We start from the raw sequence: 20912 nt of genomic DNA, 5'->3' as shown, positions 1-20912 counted from the left end.
GTATTAGAGTTCCAAAGCAGACTTTAGTGCGTGATAGGATGCTTTAGGCGTACGCTGCAATGTTTCAAAGTCAACGTGAACCAATCCGAAGCGTTTTTCGTATCCGAGTGCCCATTCGAAGTTGTCCAAAAGGGACCAAACGAAAAAACCTTCTACGGGTACGCCATCAGCGATGGCGCGGCGGACTGCTTCAAAGTGCTGGTTCAAAAAATCAATGCGCTCAGGGTCGTTCACGGTTCCGTTTTGCAGAATGTCCGCGTTTGCCATTCCATTTTCGGTGATAAATAGTGGCAAGTCGCCCGTATATTCGTCTTTGGTTCGCATGAGGAATTTATAAATGCCGTCTGGATAAATCTCCCAGCCCATTTGGGTTTTCGGCAGTGGGCCATCTGGAAAGACATCATGAGATGGCCAGGCATCTGTGTTTGAGCGAACGATACGGCGCGTGTAATAGTTTATGCCGCACCAATCCAATGGTTCTTGAATGGTCGCAAAATCGTCTTGCCAGTTGTTTGGCATGTGGGGGGCGAAGGCGTTCATAATGTTGTCGGGGTACGCGCCTTTGAAAACGCCCCCCAGAAAGAAGCGGTTGTAGTACCCGTCTGAAACCGCCGCGGCGGTCACATCCGTTTCGCTATCTGTTTCAGGAGTTGCCCATTCAAGGTTAAACACGCCACCAAGGTTGGTCATGCCAAGTCCGCGCATCGTCTGGATGGCGGTGCCATGGGCGACAAGAATATGATGCATGGCACGCGCTGTGGCGCGGATGTCACGCAAGCCGGGTGGGTGTCCTCCAAGGAAATGCGACAACCATCCGACGCACCACGGTTCATTGATCGGCGCAACCGAGTGCATGCGATCGCCGATGCGTTCCATGATGCAATGGGTGAAATCACCAAACCATTTGGCGATATCGGGATTTTGCCAGCCACCTTTGTCTGCCAAGGAAGATGGTAGCTCCCAATGATACAAAGTCGCGCAGGGTTTAATCCCACGCTCCAGCATGCCGTCTGTTAGGCGATCGTAAAAATCGAGACCTTCGGGGTTGGGGGTTACGCCATCGGGCATAACACGCGCCCAGCTTGTCGAAAACCGATAGGCGTCAAAGCCTGCATTTTGGATCAGGTCGAGATCTTCTTCCCAGCGGTGGTAGTGGTCACAAGCAATCGCACCTGTTTCGGCACGAACAACATTCCCTGGCGTCTCTGCAAAGGTGTCCCAATGGGTCTGACCTGCGCCACCAAATTTGTGGCCTTCAATCTGATACGCCGATGTCGCGGCCCCAAATTGAAAGCCTTCAGGAAAATCTGAGCGTTTGAACTGCATTTTGAACCTTAGAATGTTTGAGAGTTGCGCGAAGCTACTTGGGGGAAGGGGCAGGGCCAGTGGATTGGCCGACCGTTAGTTCAGCTTCGAGTAATTTGCTCTGTGGGCCGGTTACGTCACCGTTAATTTGGTCAATCAGCATCTGCGATAACAGTTGCCCAGCCTCTCGGACCGAAGATCGCGTTGCGGTGAAGATTGGAACATCGACGCCGTTCGCCAAATACGACAAGCCATCGTCGTATGTGATGATGGATACGTCGCGCCCAACTTCCAGTCCATGGTCCTGCACTGCGCGGCGCACGCCGAACGCGGAGATGATTGAAGACGTTAGAATTGCGGTTGGCGGATTGGGCAAAGACAGAACATCTTGGGTCGCAGCATATCCGTTGCTATCGCTCATTTCTTCGCTACGCATGATCGCAGGATCCAACCTGATGTCTTGCGCTTGAAGCGCTTTTTCATATCCGAGGCGTCTGCGGTGGGCAAAATCCATTCCCTCAAATCCATTAAACAGGGCAATGCGTCGATGGCCTAAATCGATGAGGAACTCCGTCGCACGTTGGAACGCGCGCGTGTTGTTAACGTCCAGCCAGCTGTAGTCAGACGCAATGCCTGACGCGCGACCATGCACCACAAAGGGAAGGCCGAGTTCCTGAAGCAAGCCAATCCGAGTATCATTCATCTTTGGGCCGTGAAGCACGACCCCATCGACCGTGCCGCGCGTTTTTAAGGCCCGATAGGTTTTTTCTTCGTCGGCTTCTTTCACAATGGACAGCGCGATTTCGTAGTTTTCAGCGGAATACACTTCACCGGCACCTGCAATGAAATCTCCGAAAATCGGGTTGATCATCTGGTGTCGATCACCGGTCAGGATCACGTGGCCAATTGTGTTGGTTCGACCCGTTGCGAGGCTTTTGGCGCGTACGTTGGGGCTGTAATTATGCTCTGCTGCTACGGCGAGGATCTTCTTTCGAGTCTTTTCGCTAACCTCGGGGTAGCCGTTCAGAGCACGGCTAACCGTGGTCTGGGACATCCCTAAGATTTGCGACAGGCCTTTAAGATTCATATGAGCTTTCCAAAGCGCTTTGATTCGTGCATTTCAATGAGCTTTGACCCTCGGGCCCGAAAAAATCAACCTCTTTAGTGTCTAAATTATTGAGGGTTTGTTGAATTTTGGGTTTGGATCAGATGTCGTTGACTCTGTTTGTGTGTTGGCACATGGTAGCGCTATCCAAAGCGCTTTGAAAAGTTTGCGCGCGGAAACAAATTTGAGAAAACGGCGCGGCAAATGCGCTGTTAGGGAGGACTACCATGAAGAACTCAATGTACGCTGGTGTGGCGATTGCAGCGCTTGCAGCTGGCATGGCTAATGCGGACGGCCATCAGCCGTTTGCCGTGGGTGAAGGCGATTTCAGTTGGGATAGCTTGGAAGCATATGCAGCCGATGCACCCGATCTGAGCGGTCAGACGGTTACGATATTTGGCCCATGGCTGAGCCCTGAAGCAGAAATCTTCACATCCATGCTGACCTATTTTGAAGAAGCGACAGGTGCGGATGCGACATACACGGGTTCCGACAGCTTCGAGCAACAGATCGTTATTGATGCTGAGGCCGGTTCGCCGCCAAACATCGCGGTATTCCCGCAGCCGGGTCTGGCTGCGAACCTCGCAGAGCAGGGCTTGCTGGCACCACTTGGCGCGGATGCAGCTGCTTGGGTTGGCGAAAACTATGCGGCTGGGTCGTCTTGGGTTGATCTGGGCACATACGGCGACGCAGATGGCGCAGACCAGTTCTACGGCTTCTTCTTCAACGTGAATGTAAAGTCACTCGTTTGGTATGTTCCTGAGAATTTTGAGGACGCAGGCTACGACGTTCCTGAGACCATGGAAGACCTCATCGCGCTGTCCGAACAGATCATTGCAGACGGTGAAACACCTTGGTGCATTGGTCTGGGTTCCGGTGCGGCGACTGGTTGGCCTGCGACTGACTGGGTTGAGGACATGATGCTGCGTACGCAGACACCCGAAACCTATGATATGTGGGTCAGCAACGAAATTCCGTTCAACGATCCTAAGATCATCGAAGCCATCGAAATGTTCGGCACATTTGCCAAGAACGATGACATGGTTGCTGGTGGTGCCGGTGCCGTAGGTACAACTGACTTCCGTGACAGCCCGACTGGCATGTTCTCCAGCCCGCCACAATGCTACATGCACCGTCAGGCATCTTTCGCGCCTGCGTTCTTCCCAGAAGGCACTGAGCTTGGAACAGATGCGGACTTCTTCTACTTTCCATCTTTCGCTGGCAAGGATCTCGGTAATCCGGTTCTCGGTGGCGGCACATTGCTGGCTGTTACAGATGCCAACGATGCGACAATGGAGTTCATGAAGTTCCTGCAAACGCCGATCGCACATGAGATCATGATGGCGCAGACAGGCTTCCTGACACCACACACTGGTGTGAACCTTGCGACATACATGGACGACACGCTGCGCGGACAGGGTGAAATCCTGCAAAACGCAACAACGTTCCGCTTTGACGCATCAGACTTGATGCCTGGTGCAATAGGCGCGGGTACATTCTGGACGGGTATGGTTGACTATGTTGGTGGTGAATCCGCTGATGCAGTTGCGACCAGCATCCAAGACAGCTGGGATGCTTTGAAGTAATCTAAGCGACCTAAAGGCGGCTTTTCTAATTCGAAGGGCCGCCTTTCTCGCCTGTCATGCAGGCACGTATTCTCAGGGGGGACAGGGACCATGCATCCAGCACTGTTAGGTCTGATCACGATTACTGTCGGCGTGAGCGGCTGTATTGGATATTTTTATGGATCCAACCTCTTACTCGATAAAGTTCTGTTGCCGGCTTCTGGCCCAAACGCAGGGCGCAACATCAGTCGCCGCGAATTGATCCGCCCTTGGTTATTCCTCTTTCCCGCAATCCTCGCACTTGGTTTGTATCTGGCATATCCCGTCGTCGCGACGTTGATCCTAAGTTTTCAGGAACGCGGAGCAGGGGGCGTGCGCACCTTTGTCGGGTTTGAAAACTACACACAAATGTTTGCTGAGCCCAAGTTCGCAGAAGCCATGCGCAACAACGTGTTGTGGCTTGTGGTGGTTCCTGCCTCGGCGACCGGATTTGGCCTGTTAGCCGCGCAGCTGACCGATCGTTTGCGCTGGGGCAATATCGCGAAGTCCATCATTTTCATGCCAATGGCAATTTCGTTCGTCGGTGCCGCCGTGATTTTCAAGCTGATCTATGAAGCCCGCCCAGAAGACGTGGCGCAGATTGGTGTGTTGAACCATCTGTATCTGTTGTTTGGCGGCGCTGAGCCGCAACAGTGGCTGACAATTCCTTTCTGGAACAGTTTCTTCCTGATGGCCGTGTTGATCTGGATCCAGACCGGTTTCGCAATGGTTATTTTATCGGCCGCCTTGCGCGGTATCCCCGAAGAAACGATTGAGGCCGCGATCATTGATGGCGCGAATCCGCTACAGATTTTCTTTAAGATCAAAGTTCCGCAGATCATGGGGACGATTGTTGTGGTCTGGACCACAATCACGATTGCCACGCTCAAGGTGTTCGACATCGTGTTCGCGATGACGAATGGGCAGTGGGAAACGCAGGTTCTGGCCAATTACATGTATGACAAACTGTTCCGTGCGAACGACTGGGGTATGGGGTCCGCTGCGGCGATGATCATTATGCTGCTGGTTACGCCGATCCTTGTTTGGAACGTCTACAATGCCCGCAAGGAGATGCGCTGATGGATGGCTTGAGTGGTAAAAAGCCCGCAGTTGTTTGGTTGCTGAATATCTCCGTTGTGGTGCTGGTTGCGCTTTGGTTGTTTCCGACATTGGGGCTGTTTGTAAGCTCGTTTCGGACAAGCGAACAGATTACGTCGTCAGGTTGGTGGGCGTCCTTATTTCCGGCGGAGCAAACATTGCAATTGCGGGCGCTCGACCCAGATGACAACCGGATCGAAACCGGTGCGGGTATGTTCGTTGTCGAAGGCAACGTGCTTGAGGGAGACTACGCCGAGGTCAACATCGATCGCTGGGGAACGTCCTCGCGTGCGCCGAGTGCCTATACCATTGGCGACACCGCTGATCTGGGTGACGGCGAAAGTATGACGCTCAATGCCGATGGTACGTACATTTGGCAGGGTAATGACGACCAGATTTCAGGGCGAGGACAGCGCTTGTTCATCATCGCGACTGTTCCGCCTGAGTTTACGACGGACAACTATAAGAACGTGCTGTTCACCGAAGGCAATTCCGAGGACATGGCCAAGGCGTTCTTTAACACGCTGACTGTCGTGATCCCTGCAACGATCATTCCGATCCTGATTGCGGCGTTTGCGGCCTACGCGTTGGCGTGGATGGATTTCCCGGGGCGGGCGCTGTTGATCGCGACAGTTGTTGGGTTGTTGGTTGTACCACTACAGCTCGCCTTGATCCCGCTGTTGCAGTTCCACAATGCGATTGGGATCGGCAAGGGCTATTTGGGCGTGTGGATGGCGCATACGGGGTTTGGACTGCCGCTCGCAATATATCTCTTGCGAAATTACATGGTCGGTTTGCCGCGCGACATCATTGAGAACGCGCGTGTGGACGGGGCGACTGAGTTTCAGATATTCACTAAGATTATCCTTCCACTGAGCTTTCCAGCACTAGCGTCCTTTGCGATCTTCCAATTCTTGTGGACGTGGAATGACCTGTTGGTGGCACTGGTGTTCCTGATCGACAGCTCAGGTGAAACCACTGTGATGACAAAACAAATCGTAGAACTTTTGGGGACACGAGGCGGCGATTGGGAAATCCTCGCGACATCGGCGTTTATCTCAATCGCGGTGCCTTTACTGGTGTTCTTTATGATGCAGAAATATCTCGTGCGCGGCCTGTTGGCCGGCTCGGTTAAGTAGGACAAATGATGATGAGCAAAATGGAAACTGTATCCAGCAACGTGCACATGGATAAGGATAAAGATTGGTGGAAAGGGGCGGTTATCTATCAGATATATCCGCGCAGCTACCAAGACAGCGATGGTGATGGTGTCGGTGATCTGGCCGGAATTGTTCAACGCCTTCCATATATCGCGTCGCTTGGCGTGGATGCCGTTTGGATTTCACCGTTCTTCACCTCTCCGATGAAGGACTTCGGGTATGATGTGTCAAACTATTGCGACGTCGACCCGATGTTCGGTACATTGGCTGACTTTGATGCGTTGATTGCGACGGCCCACCAGAATGGGCTGAAAGTCATGATCGACCTCGTGTTGTCGCATACGTCTGACCAACATCCGTGGTTTCAAGAGAGCCGCAAGAATGCACAGAACGATAAGTCCAGTTGGTACGTCTGGGCCGACGCAAAAGAAGACGGAACGCCGCCAAACAACTGGCTGTCCATTTTCGGCGGGTCTGCTTGGCAATGGAGCGGCGAGCGCGAGCAGTATTTCTTGCACAACTTCCTAAGCTCGCAGCCTGACCTGAACTTCTGGGAGCCTGATGTTCAACAAGCGTTGTTAGATGTGGCGAAGTTCTGGCTTGAACGTGGAGTGGACGGGTTCCGCCTCGATACGATCAATTTCTATATGCACGACAAGCAGTTGCGCAGTAATCCACCACTACCACGGGATCAGCGTAATTCTACGATTGCCCCATCCGTGAACCCCTATAACCACCAAATCCATCTCTATTCCAAGAACCAGCCAGAGAACCTCGAGTTTCTGCGCAAGCTGCGCGCGGTAATGGAACCATACAATGCGGCGGCAGTTGGTGAAGTTGGTGACGCGCAACGCGGGCTTGAGATTTTGGGCGAATACACGGCGGGCGGCGATCTGATGCAGATGTGTTATGCGTTCGAATTCCTGACAAGCGCGCGCCCCGATGCCGCCGAGATCGCGCGTGTTATGGGTGAGGTCGATAAGCGCGCCGCAGACGGTTGGGCCTGTTGGGCGTTTTCAAACCACGACGTCATTCGACACGCGTCCCGTTGGGACACGTCAGATGCCGCTTTACGCGCGATGACAACGTTGATGATGTGTCTGCGTGGTTCGGCTTGCATTTATCAGGGAGAAGAGCTGGGCCTGCATGAAGCAGACGTAGCCTATGAAGACCTGCAAGACCCGTACGGCATCGAATTTTGGCCGGAATTCAAGGGGAGAGATGGGTGCCGGACTCCAATGGTTTGGGAACCTTCAAATTCCAATGGCGGGTTTAGTACAGCTGACAAACCTTGGCTTCCCGTCAGTTCGGCCCATACCCAGATGAGTGTTGCCGTTCAAGAAGACGACCCAGAAGCACTGATCCATCATTATCGCCGTGCCATTGCGTTGCGGAATGCCAATCCGGCTTTGGCGAAGGGCGAGCATGACGGTGTTAAGGCGGATGGCAGCGTTGTCTATTTCACCCGCAGCTTAGATGGAGAGCGTATTTTCTGTGCGTTCAACTTGGGGGAAGACGCTGCCGGAGTCGCGCTTCCAAGCGGCAGTTGGACTGCAATCGCGCAAGATCTCGGTGGCGCGGATGTGCCGGTGGGAGACACACTTACTCTTGGTCCGTGGCAGGTGTTTGTTGCCACCGCGCCGGCCAGTTGATCAACGGGAGGGACGGACATGGCTGATCTTAAACTGACGAATGTTGCCAAGACCTATGGCGGCAATGTTGACGTTCTCAAGGACATCAATCTCGACATTAAAACCGGCGAGTTGATTGTCTTTGTTGGCCCATCTGGTTGTGGCAAATCTACACTGCTTCGGATGATTGCTGGCCTTGAAAAGATCACAGGCGGCGAGCTTCAGATTGACGGGCAGGTGGTGAACGACGTGCCGCCCGCGCAACGTGGGATTGCGATGGTATTCCAATCTTATGCGCTCTATCCCCATATGACAGTGCGCGACAACATGAGCTTTGCGTTGAAACTGGCAAAGAAACCGAAGGCCGAAATTGACGCAGCGATTGAGAAAGCAGCGCGTATTCTGCAGTTGGATGACTACCTTGATCGCCTGCCCAAAGCCCTGTCGGGCGGTCAACGTCAGCGAGTTGCGATTGGCCGTTCTATTGTGCGTGACCCGAAGGTTTACCTATTTGATGAACCGCTTTCCAACCTTGATGCAGCGCTGCGTGTCGCGACGCGCATTGAGATCGCGCAGCTTAAGGAATCCATGCCGGACTCTACTATGATCTACGTGACCCACGATCAGGTGGAAGCCATGACACTTGCGACACGGATTGTTGTTCTGGCGAACAAAGGCATCGCGCAAGTTGGAACGCCTCTTGAATTGTATGAGCGCCCAGAGAACGAGTTTGTGGCCCAATTTATCGGTTCACCTGCGATGAACCTGTTGTCTGGTGAAATCGTTGAGACGGGCGCGCAGACCAAGGTCAAGTTGGATGGCGGTGGCGTTGTTACGTCCGCTGTGCCAACACAAACGGCTGATAAGGGCATGAAGGTTAACGTTGGGATTCGACCAGAAGATATGGTCGCAACCACCGGCGATGACTATGCCTTTGAAGGTAAGGTTCACATTACGGAGGCCTTGGGCGAGGTGACGTTGCTGTATTTCGACAAAGTCGGAAACAATGACGCGGTGATTGGTAAATTGCCCGGTATTCACGCTGAACTCCGTGGAAAACCTGTACGTATGGCGGCTGCACCAGACAAAGTTCAAATCTTTGCGAACGGGCGGTCCCTTTACTACCGCTAGGACGCGCGGTACTGGATGATATGGCAAAGAAACCCACATCCCGTACCGGCAAAAATGACAGTGGCCGTGGCCAGCGTGACCTGACTGTTAAGGTTAAGTCTGCACGTGGTCGCAAAATGTCGTCCACGTTGTGGCTGCAACGGCAATTGAACGATCCTTATGTCGCGCGCGCAAAGGCCGATGGCTACCGCGGTCGTGCAGCCTATAAGATTTTGGAATTGAACGAGAAATTCAACTTCTTAACGCCCGGGAAACGCATTGTAGATCTCGGTGCCGCACCCGGTGGTTGGGTTCAGGTTGCGGTGCCGCGCGTAAACGCGTTGGGTGAACGCAAGGGAAAGCCAGTTGGCACGATCCTTGGCGTAGATTTGCAAGAGATGGAACCGATCCCAGGGGCCGAGCTTCATGTACTCGATTTCATGGAGGATGATGCAGACATCAAAGTCAAAGACTGGCTAGGTGGCAAAGCGGACGTTGTGATGTCGGACATGGCGGCATCGGCGTCGGGCCACAAACAGACAGATCACAACCGCATCATGGCGCTGTGTGAAACGGCGGCCTATTTCGCCTTTGACGTGCTGGAAGAGGGTGGCACATTTGTCGCCAAGGTTCTGGCCGGTGGTGCAGAAGCTGACTTGCAGCGTATGCTGAAAAAGAATTTCAAGAAAGTACAATACGTTAAGCCGCCATCGTCGCGGTCTGACAGCTCCGAAAAATTTGTCGTCGCAACCGGATTTCGCGGGGGCGATCTAGGAGACAGCGACGCATGACCCATATCCTCGCGATCGATCAAGGCACGACATCCAGTCGTGCGATTTTGTTTGATGAAAACATGGGGGTAGCCCATGTAGCGCAGCAGGAATTCACGCAGATCTACCCGCAATCCGGTTGGGTTGAGCATGATGTGGAAGAGATTTGGGACAGCGTTGTTTCGGTTTGTAACGATGTCGTCGCCAAATCGGATGATATTGCCGCCATCGGCATCACCAACCAGCGCGAAACCACCATTGTCTGGAACCGCGAGACAGGTAAGCCGATCCACAACGCAATTGTTTGGCAGGACCGCCGCACGGCTGCATTCTGTGATGAACTGAAGGCGGAAGGGTTTGAGGCCGAAATCACCCAGCGAACAGGCCTTTTGGCAGACCCGTATTTTAGTGCGACGAAGGTGAGATACATCTTGCAAACCGTTGAAGGTGCGCAAGAAATGGCAGATGCGGGCAAACTAGCGTTTGGAACTGTCGACAGCTTTCTGATTTGGCGGATGAACGGCGGCAAACGCCATGTCACAGACGCCACCAACGCTGCACGAACAATGCTTTACAACATCCGTGATGGCGTTTGGGATGAAACGATTTGCAAGCGGTTCAATATCCCGATGTCCATGCTGCCCGAGGTTTTGGACTGCGCTGCGGACTTTGGCACGACGGATATGTTTGGTCCTGAATTGCCCATCCTCGGGGTTGCGGGGGATCAGCAAGCGGCGACCATTGGACAGGCCTGCTTTGAGCCGGGGATGTTGAAATCCACCTATGGCACGGGCTGTTTTGCGCTGCTGAACACGGGTGATGAGTTGGTAATGAGCAAGAACCGTTTGCTTGGCACGATTGCTTATCAGCTAGACGGTAAGGCGACCTACGCGCTTGAAGGGTCGATATTCATTGCGGGCGCGGTTGTGCAATGGCTTCGCGATGGTCTTGGGATTATTGATGACGCGAAAGATACCCATGCCTTAGCTGAAAAGGCCGATCTATCGGTTGAGCTATATCTTGTGCCGGCTTTCACAGGGCTTGGTGCGCCATATTGGGACGCCGAAGCACGAGGCGCCATTTTCGGGCTTACTCGAAATGCGGGGCCGGCCGAATTTGCACGTGCGGCGTTGGAAAGCGTCGGCTTTCAGACACGCGACTTGCTGGAAGCGATGCATGCGGATTGGTCTGGCGCTGCGAATGGAACATTGCGCGTTGATGGCGGTATGTCCGCATCTGACTGGGCAATGCAATTTCTGGCCGACATTATCGGCGCGCCTGTGGATCGCCCGAAGGTGCTTGAAACAACAGCACTTGGCGCGGCGTGGCTTGCTGGTATGCGGGCAGGGGTCTACCCAACGCAGGACGCGTTCGCAAAGACTTGGGCGCTTGAGCGTAAGTTCAGTCCAGTCATGTCGGCGGCCGATAAAGACCGCCGTTTTGCTGGTTGGAAAGACGCCATCAATCGCACAAAGACTTAAGCGTCTAGCGTACAGATTTCGACACCTTGGGGCAGGGTGGTCAAAACGGCGCCGCGTTTCGTATCGCGTACGTCATAGCCATACCCACGTAGCCGGAATTTCCATTCGCGGTCTGAAACGCAGTTCCACCTGACCAAAGGACTGGATCGCAACAACGAAGAGCGGGAGAACATCATCTTCGAACTTCGCCCTATTGAAGCAAGCTTTATTGACGATCTGATCGAAGATGACCTTTCCGTTGGACAGCTCAGCATTCACTCAAACAACTGCGCGAAAGGGCATTGAATGCGGCTAAGACAAAACCAAGAGATGCCAATCGATCTGTCACCTTGAATGAACGCTCGGTTGTTGTAAGGGATTCCCCATGATCAAAGAAGCGCACCATCATCGGGAATGATCCTCAACAATCGCAGCCAGCTGACGCGTGACCGCCAGCAGAAGCGTGCGGACCGCAATCAGATCAATCGCACACCCAGCCTTTCGGTCGGTGTTAAGCGCATGGGAAATCTGATTGAGGTTGTTCCCTGTGCGCCCAACAGCTGCCAGAAGCGTGGGGTCAACTTCGGGGGGATGCACCCGGCGTCGCATAGGTTCAGAGGACAAAACATGGCGGGTGTAATCCGAGAGGGAACGCTCTTCAGCACGAGCCTTGTCCGCCCAGCTTGCACGTTCTTCTTCGGTGCATCTTACGCGCAGTAGCACAGTGCGAACCGTGCGCGGTTTTGGATCACGTCTCGCCATGACAACCACCTTCAGCGCGCCCAACATTGCGGTTGTCGGCTCATGATCACGAGCGCTTGAAGGACATGGCCGATGGGATGGCGTTGGCTACATTCATTCGAGCCAAGGTGCTGGATGAACAATTGCCGCGCAGGAAACGCCGGTCATCTGCTTCGATTGCGGACAAACTGGAGATTGCGCAAATTCTTGGCCTGCTGGGGCAACGGCATCCTGTGTTCGGCCTGATAGACAGCCACCGCACAGTCACAGCGCGAACCAGCTTGCTTCGCTGCAAGATCCATTCGGCGCTGTTCAGCCTCATGCGCGCGTTGTTCTCGTTGGCTTCGCCATTGCACCGATTGGTTTACGTCCTGCGGCATTGATCATATTGAGGTCATCAGCACAGAACGGGTGCCGCTGCCCATCACTGAGACAGGATATAAGTCACATTTCCTCCACCGTGATCGGATTGCTGAAATTGGTACGGCTGTGGAGTTCGTCATTGCTTGGCTGGATCACGATGCAGAATCTACCGCATGGAAAAAGGCGGAATTTGAGTCACGTCAACTTAGTTTGTTTTGATCAATCTGCCTCGAAAAGCGTTCGGATTTCTTGTCGAAGCGTTTGATGCTTTTCAGGGTTGTTGGCCTTGAGTTTTTCGAGGTTTAACAGCTTCCATTTGACAGCGGGCAGGTTCGCTGCATCTGTATAACCGATTGCGTCAAAATCTGGCACGCCATCGTGGAGTGACAGAAGGAATGTCTTCGCACGCTCATCTAGACGAGCCCTTATGTCCGCAATGAGCTGTTCTCGTGTCGCAATCAAATCGACAAGTGGGACCGCCGTCGCAGTCATCCCCTCAAACTCCCGTGCGTATGGCAGATCAAGATCGATCAGGTTCGGATCTAGCAGTTCGTGCGGTGGACGGCCTGAACTCGCAACGTAGACAAGGAACGTGCGGAACAACGCGTCTGTCAGGCCCTCGTTTTCATACAGCAATTTGACGTCGTAAAGATCACGCGGGTGCTGCCTGTCTAGTGCTGCGTGCAACTTACCTCCGTACAGGTCTTCAAAGGAGACAACTTGCATCTCAGCAAAACCAAATCGGTCTTCGACGGCAGGGCTGACAGTCTTGATCTCAGGCTCATTCACAACGCCGCGCGACACGGGCGAGGTTTCGACCTTCACCTCGACGCCATTGCGCGTGACCAAAATTCGAGTTTCGCCGCCACCGCCACCCGCGATACGATGGGTGACCGCGCCTTCAACGCTGCCTGTAACGTCTGCGGCGATCCGGTCTAACGCGGCATCGATATCGGCGAGGCTTTCTGCACGATCTTTGACCGGCAAATAGGTCAAATCAATATCGACCGACAGACGCGGAAGATCGCGATAGAACAGGTTGATCGCGGTGCCGCCTTTTAGGGCGAAGACGTCTTCCTTTGCCACATAGGGCAAGATGCCAACGAGAAGTTCGACCTGAGCCGCATAGTCATGGGGTTTCATCGGTCGCTCCTTTGGTTTGTGGCATCAAGTCTTCAGGTATCGTGATGCGATATTTTGGATGCAACTTGCCGCCCATAACGAATGCGCGATCCCCAGATCCGAGGTTTATATCATTCTCATCAACGTGCTTTCGCCATGCATGATTGTGGCGATCCGCAAAGACGAAGAACAACCGTTTCACTTGAATGTTGGTGCAAGCTTGAAGCAGTTCAGTAAGGCGGCGGGGCCGTAGATTGACCAAGCCCTGAAACATGACGTCGATAGTATGAAACGTTTCTGTTTCCGGCAGTTCTTTGATGGCTTCAAGGATTGCGCGTTCTGGCGACGACATCTTCAGGGACCAACGCCACGGAGGATGGGCATGCGGCCCGTCTTGAGGCTTCGCACCGTCGTCGAGACCGATATCGGGAGCCGAGAATAGTTTGAGGTTGTTCAGTTCAAGCGTGGCGTTTGTCTGCACCGACTTGAGCCATCCTGGAAGGGAAACACCATATAGAAACACGCGATCATTTTGACCTATTGAGACGTAGTGGCCGTGGCCGCGCCGACGTAAGGCTGTTGAACCGCCCACATGTAGGCTGTAGCCCATCAGGTGCTGCATGGAGAGTAGGAGAACTTCCCAATCAGGTAGTTCGACCGCACTGTCTTCAACAGCTACTGTTGGGCGTCTATATAGACCGTGCCCCGCGCGTTCTAGCCAACCGCTTTTGAGGTACTTCGTTACAAGCTGGCGAGAGATCCCCTGCGCGGTGAGCCATTTTGAATCCACAAAGAAGCCGTTCGGGACGGTTTCCAAGAGTTTCTTTAAGTTTTGCTCTTTCTGTAACTTCATGGTTTGCAAAATAGCACGAACTCAAAGCTCAAGCAAATATTTACTTCAAAATATCTTAATTTTGCAAACCTAAGGTAGGCAAAGTGCGCATCAGATAAAGTCCAAGCTTGAGATCAGCGCCAAGCTTACATCAAAGCACGGACTTGGTCGCCACTTACAGGTTGTCGTCGCCTCTACTCTCGAACCGCCTTATCGCCCGCGTCAGCGTCCAAGGATGGCTTCGTTCTGTGCAACGACGGTAACAACCCGCTCACGGCAAATTGGTCCAAGAGCAAAACGGGCAAGAAACATCCTTATTATCTATGCTTCACCAAGGACTGTAAGAGCCACCGCAAGTCGATCCGCCGAGATGTGCTGGAAGAGGCGTTCAGCGGCTACTTACAAGCGCTACAACCGTCTGAGACCCTGCTGACGTTGACCAAAGCGATGTTCAAGAATGTTTGGGATCAACGGGCCGAGCAAGCCCAAGCTGGAATGGTGTCGCTAAAGCGCGATGTGACCAAGATCGAGAAGCAAATCGACGGACTGCTCGACCGCATTGTTGATACGACAATCCCGTCCGTGGCATCAGCCTATGAAAAGCGCCTCGCGCGACTTGAGCAAGACAAGCTCGTTGCACAGGAAAAACTGGGCAAATCCGCCCAACCAAGCCACAGCTTCGAGCAATTGTTCGAACTCGCTTGTGCGTTCCTCGCAAACCCTCGGAAACTATGGGAATCAGGTCAACTGACCCTCCAACGCACAGTGCTGAAACTAACCTTTGTGGAGCGGATTAGCTATTGCCAGAAAACAGGACTTCGAACCCCAAAAACCACCTTGCCGTTCAAGGTGTTAGAAGGATTCACAGGTCAAAATAGTGAAATGGCGGAGAGACAGGGATTCGAACCCTGGGACCCCGTGAAGGGTCAACGGTTTTCGAGACCGCCACGTTCGACCACTCCGCCACCTCTCCGTGTCGATTGATCGCTGATCTGATAGGCGCGAGGGCGTGATGGTGCAAGTGGTTTTGCTGACAATTGCGTGCGCTGATCAAACGGCCCTTGGAAATGACGCGCTGCGCACCTATTCCTATATCAAAGCAGTAAAGAGGCCCCCTATGTTCATGCGTTTCGCGTCACTGGCAACCGCCATCACTTTCGCCATGCCCGCAGTGGCACAACAAAGTGGGACGGATGAACTGTTCGAGCTTTTGATGTTGCCCGATATCATCGAGATCATGCGCGAAGAAGGTGTGAGCTATGGCGACACGATCGGGCAAGACCTGTTCGCGGGGCCACCGACGGCAGAATGGGCCGCGACTGTTGAACGCATTTATGACTATGAAGTTATGAAAGGAATGGTCCGCGCAGATTTTGAAACCGCGTTGGAAGGTGAAGACCTGACACCTATTCTTGAGTTTTTTGGTTCCGATCAGGGTCAGATGATCATCGGTCTTGAGGTCAGCGCACGCCGTGCGTTGTTGGATGATGCGGTTGAGGAGGCAGCTCAGGATGCGGCTATGATCGCGCTTGCCGATGAAGATCCACGGATGATGCATGTGGTTGCGTTTGTCGAAGCCAACAATTTGATCGAAACCAACGTTGAAGGGGCTCTTAATTCCAACTTGGCGTTCTTTATGGGGTTGCTTGATGGTGGCGCGTTTGCGGGTGCGTTGTCCGAGGAGCAAGTCCTTACGGATGTTTGGAGCCAAGAAGCAGAAATCCGTGACAGCACGACCGAGTGGATCAACTCATTTTTGTTCTTAGCATATCAGCCGCTCGAGGATGGGGACCTGCAGGCCTACATCGCATTTTCCGAAACCGATGCAGGGGCCGTGATTAACCGCACGATGTTTGATAGCTTTGATCGGTTGTTCAACGGGATCAGCCGATCATTGGGGCGCGCTGCAGCCAAAGAAATGACAATGCAGGAACTGTAAGGCCAATTGATTGCTCGGTCACTTTGGTTGACCCAACGTTCATTTGGAACAATGGCTTGTCCTTTCACAGCAAGATGTGTGACGCTACTTAATCCGCGTTTTGTGAAAGGCCAGCCATGACCGATTTCCTCCTCTTAGCCTTTGTATTCTTAATTGCAGGGGTGATTGCAGTTCCAATCGCTTCTCGTCTTGGGCTTGGGTCGGTGTTGGGCTATTTGATCGCCGGCATTGTGATTAGCCCAATCTTGGCGCTGCTCCACGTTGATGTCATTTCGATCCAGCATTTCGCGGAATTTGGCGTAGTAATGATGCTGTTCTTGGTCGGGCTTGAGCTTGAACCAAAACTGCTTTGGTCTATGCGGGCCAAACTATTGGGTCTCGGCGGCGGACAGGTTGGAATAACCGCTTTGGCTGTCATGGCTGTTGCGTTGATATTTGGCATTTCTTGGACTGTTGCGCTTGCGATTGGTCTTGTCATGGCGCTGTCATCGACTGCGATTGTTTTACAGACCTTGGGTGAAAAGGGCCTGATGAAAAGCGATGGCGGCCAGTCAAGTTTCTCTGTGCTGTTATTCCAAGACATCGCCGTTATTCCAATGCTTGCGCTTATCCCTTTGCTTGCTTTGCCCGAACTTACCGAGGCCCTTTCACATGGGCACAGCGACGATGGGCATGGGGCTTCGCTTAGCCTTGTGGATGGTCTTCCTGGTTGGGGCGCGGCCCTTGTTACACTTGGCGCGATTGCGGCGGTGATCGGGGCAGGGTCCTATTTAACTGGCCCAATTTTCCGCTTCATCGCTGCCGCGCAGCTGCGGGAACTGTTTGTTGCGACCGCGTTGATGATGGTGATTGGCATAGCGTTGCTGATGACGCTTGTGGGGCTGTCGCCCGCGCTCGGGACGTTCCTTGCGGGTGTTGTTCTCGCCAACAGTGAATACCGTCATGAGCTGGAAAGCGATATCGACCCGTTTAAGGGGCTGCTGTTGGGTCTGTTTTTCATGACGGTCGGGGCTGGGATTAACTTTGACCTTCTGTTTGAAATGCTTGGGACGATCGTTGGGCTGACACTTGGCCTTATGTTGCTAAAGGTCGCTGTCCTTTACGGTTTGGCCGTCGTGTTCAAAATCGGCGGCGCGGATCGTTGGCTGTTTTCACTTGGCTTGGCGCAGGCGGGTGAGTTTGGGTTTGTCCTGTTGTCCTTCACGGTCGCCAACGGCGTAATCCCAAGCGATCTTGCCGACCGCTTGTTGCTGATCGTTGCGCTTTCGATGTTGCTCACACCTGCTTTGTTCATCCTCTATGACCGTGTCATCGCACCGCGCTTTGTCGGACAAGACGATCGTGAAATGGATACGATTGAAGAACACAGCAAGATTATTGTCGCGGGTCATGGGCGGGTTGGTGGCATCGTAAGTCGCATTTTGACAGCGGGCGATCTGACGCCGACGGTCATTGATTTCTCCTCAAAGCAGTTAGAAATGCTGAAAGCCTTTGGTATCCACGCATATTACGGCGATGCGACACGCCCTGATCTCCTCAGCGCTGCGGGTATTGCAGAGGCGAAACTCTTTGTGATTGCGATTGATGACAAAGAACAGATCACTGAATTGGTGCATTACGTGCACCAAAACTATCCCGACGTGCATATCGTGGCGCGGGCCGTGGATAGAACGCATGTCTATGATCTTTGGCAGGCTGGTTGTCGGGACATCATTCGCGACACCTACGACAGCTCGTTGCGTATGGGGCGTTCCGCGATTGAGGCATTGGGTGTTTCACACGATCAGGCTGATCGCATGGTCAATGCGTTCAATGACATGGACCGCAAGGTCATGATAGCGACAGCGGAACATTACGACCCAAACATTCCGCTTCACGAGAACGACGCGTACATGGAGTCCTTCCGTGAAAGGCGTGACGAATGGGAGGTCGAACTAGCCTCGCAAATGGGCGCAATTATGTCTGAACCCAAAGCATGAGCGACACTAACGAGCAGGCCAAGTTTCTAACGGGCAGTCTAACCAAGCACATCATTTCGATGTCGCTGACGTCAGCAATCGGGTTCTTGGCGCTGTTTGTTGTGGATTTGGTGGATATGTTGTTCATCTCGATGCTCGGGATTGATGAACTCGCAGCAGCCGTGGGGTTTGCGGGCACGATCCTGTTTATGACCACATCGATTAGCATTGGCATGGCGATAGCCGGAGGGGCGATGGTCGCCCGTTCTCTGGGGGAAAACGACGCAGATCGCGCGGCGGAACTATTGACACACGTCCTCGTGGTGGGGGTCGCATTTGCAGTTGGCTTCGCGGGCCTCATCTACGTCAACCTACACACGCTCACTGGCTGGATCGGAGCGACGGGAACCACACAAGAGCTTGCAGTTTCCTACCTAAAGATCCTTATCCCAACGATGCCCATTCTTTTGATCGGTATCGTTGTGTCGGCTGCCTTGCGAAGTCACGGCGCGGCAAAGCTGTCAATGATGGTGACTTTGATCGCTGGCGTTGTGAACGCGGTCCTCGATCCAATCTTCATTTTTGCATTGGATATGGGTTTGGAAGGCGCGGCATGGGCGTCTGTTGCGTCACGTGTGTCTGTGGCGGGCACGGCGATCTATTTTATCGTTACGCGCTATGGCGGTTTCGTCGGGTTCACCATGTCCGCCGTTATCCGTGATTTTCGACCGATCGCAGCAATCGCGATCCCCGCCATGCTCGCCAATATCGCAGCACCAATTGGCGGGGCCTATGTGACACGCGCAGCGGCTGAGTTTGGGGACGCAGCGGTCGCGGGGATGGCAATCATTGGGCGCGTTACACCGATTGCCTTCGCGTTAATCTTTGCAATGTCGGGGAGCATTGGCCCTATCATTGGCCAGAACTTCGGCGCCAAGCAACATGACCGCGTACGCGAAGCCTTTAACAGCAGCATGATTTTGATCGTTGTCTACGTCATTCCGGTCGTCGCTGTTTTGTATTTCCTACGTGGCCCGATCGCAAACATGTTTAACGCGCACGGCGTTGCACGAGACCTCATCTTTCTGTTCTGCGGCCCGTTGTCGTTGGCGTGGATTTTTAACGGGATCATCTTTGTTGGAAATGCCGCGTACAACAATTTGGGCCATCCATTCTATTCGACATGGGTAAATTGGGGGCGCAATACGCTTGGCATTATCCCGTTTGTATATCTGGGGTCGTACTACTGGGGCGCACAGGGCGTTTTGATCGGGCAGATGGCAGGGGGCGTGTTTGTCGCCATTGCGTCGTTCATTCTGGCGGAACGTTTGATGAAAAAGGCCGCACAGGGCCAGATCGCAGAACCTCAGGACGAAAAGTTCTCAGAGCATCAACGATCATTTAACATTCAACACCGCCGGCGTTGATACGATCACTCAGACACGACCATTATCGCGACGATCAGCGCTTCGATATTGTTAGAGTAAAGCGCCAAATCGGATTGGAGTTGCAACGTATGCGGCGCCCGAACAGGTTTAGGGACATTCGCAATTTCAAACGCTTGGGTCAGCATTGGGCCACCGCCGCGCTGGATGTCAGCGACAAGGGCAGGGTGGTTGGATTTAACGAAGACTTCGACCTTCCCGCGTCGTTCATTGTAAACGGCATTCCCAATGCGCGTGCCGAGCGCGTTCAGGGGCATTAACAGCGGATTGCCCAGATGGTTCGCTTCATTGCTACAGGCCGCCACGAGCGTTAAGAAAACAAAGGTGAATTTGCGCATGTGGAACCTGTCCAATTGGGTTGACTTAATACGCAGTTGGACCGATAAGCCGCTATCCGAGCAAGCGATTTGTTCGGGTTAAGCAAAATCTCGCTCCAAGATGGGCGCGCTGTTTACGGGTTGCGAAAGCAATGAACGCCTTAGAAACATGATGTTTTCTTGGGGACCCCAGAGACGCGATTGAAAAGGAAAACGATATGTTTGCGGTTCTCAAAACCGGTGGCAAACAGTACCGAGTCGAATCTGGCGATGTACTGCGTGTCGAAAAAGTCGCTGCGGAAGCTGGCGAAACTGTTCAATTCAACGAAATTCTGATGGTTGGCAACAACGTGGGCGCGCCCCTCGTCAAAGACGCTGGCGTGCAGGCCGAAGTGATCGACCAGATCAAAGGCGAAAAGACGATTAACTTCGTTAAGCGCCGCCGGAAGCACTCTTCCAAGCGTACCAAGGGCCACCGTCAGCAACTGACACTGGTTCGCATCACTGACATCCTTGAAAAGGGTGCAGACAAGTCCGGCGTTAAAGCTGCGCTGAACGGTTCTGGCTTCATGTCTGCTGACATGATCGAACGTGCGGCGAACAAAGGCGCACCAGCGTCCAAGAAAGCCGAAGCCGCTGCTGCACGCGCTTCCCAGCCTAAGAAAGCCGCACCAAAGGCTGCTAAGCCTGCCGCTGAAAAAGCAGCGCCAAAGAAAGCCGCGCCTAAGAAGGCAGCTGCGAAAACTGACGGCGCAGACGACCTGACACGCATCAGCGGTGTTGGTCCGGTTATCGTGGGCAAACTTCACGACCTCGGCGTGACTACATTCGCTCAGATCGCAGCATGGACCCCAGCGGACATCGCTGATATGGACGACAAATTGAACTTCAAAGGTCGCATCGACCGCGATGAGTGGCTGAAGCAAGCCGCTGAATTCGCTAAAGGTTAAGG

Annotated in this window: 19 protein-coding genes, 1 tRNA gene and 1 pseudogene; 14 read left to right on the top strand and 7 right to left on the bottom strand. The window is 53.4% G+C overall.

The genetic code is table 11. The features are described 5' to 3' along the window. Nucleotides 1-3: 3 nt before the first annotated feature. Nucleotides 4-1326, bottom strand: a complete 1323-nt coding sequence (locus OCA8868_RS01655) for a GH1 family beta-glucosidase (RefSeq protein WP_093994811.1) — start codon at nucleotides 1324-1326, stop codon at nucleotides 4-6. A 34-nt stretch (nucleotides 1327-1360) separates the two neighbouring features. Further along, nucleotides 1361-2392, bottom strand: coding sequence for a substrate-binding domain-containing protein (locus OCA8868_RS01650; RefSeq protein ID WP_093994810.1), 1032 nt, complete (start codon nucleotides 2390-2392; stop codon nucleotides 1361-1363). Between the two features lie 245 nt (nucleotides 2393-2637). Here OCA8868_RS01650 and OCA8868_RS01645 point away from each other — a divergent pair, with 245 nt between their 5' ends. The 7 genes from OCA8868_RS01645 to glpK all read left to right on the top strand — a co-directional run bounded on the left by OCA8868_RS01645 (nucleotide 2638) and on the right by glpK (nucleotide 11264). Continuing rightward, complete coding sequence (locus tag OCA8868_RS01645) at nucleotides 2638-3996, top strand: ABC transporter substrate-binding protein (protein WP_093994809.1); 1359 nt, start codon at nucleotides 2638-2640, stop codon at nucleotides 3994-3996. Nucleotides 3997-4086: 90 nt separating this feature from the next. Beyond that, nucleotides 4087-5094 carry a carbohydrate ABC transporter permease gene (locus OCA8868_RS01640; RefSeq protein WP_093994808.1) on the top strand — a complete coding sequence of 336 codons (1008 nt, stop codon included), beginning with the start codon at nucleotides 4087-4089 and terminating at the stop codon, nucleotides 5092-5094. Continuing rightward, the gene (locus tag OCA8868_RS01635; protein WP_093994807.1) at nucleotides 5094-6251 is read left to right on the top strand and encodes a carbohydrate ABC transporter permease; all 1158 of its coding nucleotides are present in this window, start codon (nucleotides 5094-5096) and stop codon (nucleotides 6249-6251) included. The genes OCA8868_RS01640 and OCA8868_RS01635 overlap by 1 nt, the downstream gene beginning before the upstream one ends. An 11-nt stretch (nucleotides 6252-6262) precedes the next feature. Beyond that, nucleotides 6263-7924, top strand: a complete 1662-nt coding sequence (locus OCA8868_RS01630; RefSeq protein WP_245848049.1) for an alpha-amylase family glycosyl hydrolase — start codon at nucleotides 6263-6265, stop codon at nucleotides 7922-7924. A gap of 18 nt (nucleotides 7925-7942) precedes the next feature. After that, the gene (locus OCA8868_RS01625; RefSeq protein ID WP_093994806.1) at nucleotides 7943-9034 is read left to right on the top strand and encodes an ABC transporter ATP-binding protein; all 1092 of its coding nucleotides are present in this window, start codon (nucleotides 7943-7945) and stop codon (nucleotides 9032-9034) included. A gap of 20 nt (nucleotides 9035-9054) precedes the next feature. Further along, nucleotides 9055-9804, top strand: a complete 750-nt coding sequence (locus OCA8868_RS01620) for an RlmE family RNA methyltransferase (protein ID WP_093994805.1) — start codon at nucleotides 9055-9057, stop codon at nucleotides 9802-9804. Further along, the gene (gene glpK, locus OCA8868_RS01615) at nucleotides 9801-11264 is read left to right on the top strand and encodes a glycerol kinase GlpK (RefSeq protein WP_093994804.1); all 1464 of its coding nucleotides are present in this window, start codon (nucleotides 9801-9803) and stop codon (nucleotides 11262-11264) included. Before OCA8868_RS01620 ends, glpK begins: the two co-directional genes overlap by 4 nt. A 384-nt stretch (nucleotides 11265-11648) precedes the next feature. Here the strand turns inward: glpK and OCA8868_RS01605 are convergent, their stop codons facing one another. Further along, nucleotides 11649-12005 carry a plasmid mobilization protein gene (locus OCA8868_RS01605; protein ID WP_179214744.1) on the bottom strand — a complete coding sequence of 119 codons (357 nt, stop codon included), beginning with the start codon at nucleotides 12003-12005 and terminating at the stop codon, nucleotides 11649-11651. 65 nt (nucleotides 12006-12070) lie between these two features. Between OCA8868_RS01605 and OCA8868_RS01600 the strand changes: the two genes are divergently transcribed. Continuing rightward, nucleotides 12071-12367, top strand: a complete 297-nt coding sequence (locus OCA8868_RS01600; RefSeq protein WP_093994801.1) for a hypothetical protein — start codon at nucleotides 12071-12073, stop codon at nucleotides 12365-12367. Continuing rightward, nucleotides 12285-12566 carry a hypothetical protein gene (locus OCA8868_RS17095; protein WP_503121331.1) on the top strand — a complete coding sequence of 94 codons (282 nt, stop codon included), beginning with the start codon at nucleotides 12285-12287 and terminating at the stop codon, nucleotides 12564-12566. Before OCA8868_RS01600 ends, OCA8868_RS17095 begins: the two co-directional genes overlap by 83 nt. Here the strand turns inward: OCA8868_RS17095 and OCA8868_RS01595 are convergent, their stop codons facing one another. Continuing rightward, entirely contained in the window at nucleotides 12567-13490 is a 924-nt protein-coding gene (locus OCA8868_RS01595; RefSeq protein ID WP_093994800.1) for a nucleotidyl transferase AbiEii/AbiGii toxin family protein, read from the bottom strand. Then, nucleotides 13477-14322, bottom strand: coding sequence for a type IV toxin-antitoxin system AbiEi family antitoxin (locus tag OCA8868_RS01590; RefSeq protein ID WP_093994799.1), 846 nt, complete (start codon nucleotides 14320-14322; stop codon nucleotides 13477-13479). The genes OCA8868_RS01595 and OCA8868_RS01590 overlap by 14 nt, the downstream gene beginning before the upstream one ends. 129 nt (nucleotides 14323-14451) lie before the next feature. On the opposite strand from OCA8868_RS01590, the pseudogene OCA8868_RS16980 reads away from it, so the two are divergent. Then, a pseudogene (locus OCA8868_RS16980) lies at nucleotides 14452-14691 on the top strand (recombinase zinc beta ribbon domain-containing protein); the annotation flags it as partial. Nucleotides 14692-15184: 493 nt separating this feature from the next. Here OCA8868_RS16980 and OCA8868_RS01585 read toward each other — a convergent pair. Then, nucleotides 15185-15274: transfer RNA gene (locus OCA8868_RS01585), tRNA-Ser, on the bottom strand. Between the two features lie 144 nt (nucleotides 15275-15418). Here OCA8868_RS01585 and OCA8868_RS01580 point away from each other — a divergent pair. From OCA8868_RS01580 to OCA8868_RS01570, 3 genes are all read left to right on the top strand, one after another. Beyond that, complete coding sequence (locus OCA8868_RS01580; protein WP_093995476.1) at nucleotides 15419-16240, top strand: DUF2059 domain-containing protein; 822 nt, start codon at nucleotides 15419-15421, stop codon at nucleotides 16238-16240. Nucleotides 16241-16356: 116 nt separating this feature from the next. Then, the gene (locus tag OCA8868_RS01575) at nucleotides 16357-18219 is read left to right on the top strand and encodes a cation:proton antiporter domain-containing protein (RefSeq protein ID WP_093994798.1); all 1863 of its coding nucleotides are present in this window, start codon (nucleotides 16357-16359) and stop codon (nucleotides 18217-18219) included. Next, nucleotides 18216-19625 carry an MATE family efflux transporter gene (locus tag OCA8868_RS01570; protein WP_093994797.1) on the top strand — a complete coding sequence of 470 codons (1410 nt, stop codon included), beginning with the start codon at nucleotides 18216-18218 and terminating at the stop codon, nucleotides 19623-19625. Before OCA8868_RS01575 ends, OCA8868_RS01570 begins: the two co-directional genes overlap by 4 nt. Nucleotides 19626-19630: 5 nt before the next feature. Here the strand turns inward: OCA8868_RS01570 and OCA8868_RS01565 are convergent, their stop codons facing one another. Further along, complete coding sequence (locus OCA8868_RS01565) at nucleotides 19631-19981, bottom strand: hypothetical protein (protein WP_093994796.1); 351 nt, start codon at nucleotides 19979-19981, stop codon at nucleotides 19631-19633. Nucleotides 19982-20178: 197 nt separating this feature from the next. Here OCA8868_RS01565 and rplU point away from each other — a divergent pair, with 197 nt between their 5' ends. After that, the gene (rplU, locus tag OCA8868_RS01560) at nucleotides 20179-20910 is read left to right on the top strand and encodes a 50S ribosomal protein L21 (RefSeq protein WP_093994795.1); all 732 of its coding nucleotides are present in this window, start codon (nucleotides 20179-20181) and stop codon (nucleotides 20908-20910) included. The last annotated feature ends 2 nt before the right edge of the window (nucleotides 20911-20912 follow it).

It is taken from the genome of Octadecabacter ascidiaceicola (assembly GCF_900185015.1).
GTDB lineage: Bacteria > Pseudomonadota > Alphaproteobacteria > Rhodobacterales > Rhodobacteraceae > Octadecabacter > Octadecabacter ascidiaceicola.
Note: the sequence above shows the minus strand (reverse complement) of the source record. Positions and strands in the feature narration are given on the sequence as shown.